At 40.0% G+C, this 855-nt stretch carries 1 protein-coding gene; it reads left to right on the forward strand.

Going from position 1 to position 855, the window contains the following annotated elements; genetic code table 11:
• On the forward strand, positions 1-855 hold an 855-nt coding region (locus AT575_RS10020), incomplete at both ends, for a transposase (RefSeq protein ID WP_129587077.1).

An 855-nucleotide genomic window follows, 5' to 3' on the forward strand; every position in this document is an offset into this window, starting at 1 on the left:
TAAATCTTCGTCTCAAGATGGCGGATTTAGTTACTCTAGACTGTCTCTATATTGACGGTACTAAGATTGAAGCCAATGCCAATAAATACAGCTTTGTCTGGAAGAAAGCGACTGATAAATTCTCTGCCAAGCTTCAAGATGACCTACACAGCTATTTTCAAGAAGAAGTTAGCCCCTTGATTAACGAGGCGATTGTTCTGGATGAACAAGAACCAGTAACTGCTGAACAGTTGACCGCATTTGCTCAAATTATCGAAGAAGAATTGGCAGAGTTAAATCAAGTCATTGAGGAGGAACCTGTCAAAGGTCAGGATACACGAAAAGTCAAACGCCGAAAACTTAAGAAGGTCCTACGAAAGGTTAAGGACGATTTTTCAGTGCGGGCTGAGAAATATGAATTCTATCACTCTACCTTCGATGGTCGCAATAGCTTCTCCAAAACAGATACAGACGCCACCTTTATGCGGATGAAAGATGACCATATGAGGAATGGGCAACTTAAAGCAGGTTATAATCTTCAAATCGCCACGGAAAATCAGTTTGTCCTTCATTATGATATCTTTCCAAACCCAACCGATACCACAACACTCATTCCACTATTAGATAGTTATCCCCATGACCTTAAGATGGTTGTTGCGGATGCAGGTTATGGTAGTGAAGAAAACTTAACCACACTAGACCAACTTGGAGTTGAGCACCTGATTAAATATGGCATGTTTGATAAGGAACAGAAAAGAAAGCAGAAACAGTCTACAAAGAATCTAGATAATTGGTTTTACGATGAGGTTAGTGATACCTACACGCATCCGGATGGTTGGGATTATCATTTTGACTATATCAAAGAGACTAGAACAT

This window comes from Streptococcus penaeicida (genome assembly GCF_002887775.1).
GTDB lineage: Bacteria > Bacillota > Bacilli > Lactobacillales > Streptococcaceae > Streptococcus > Streptococcus penaeicida.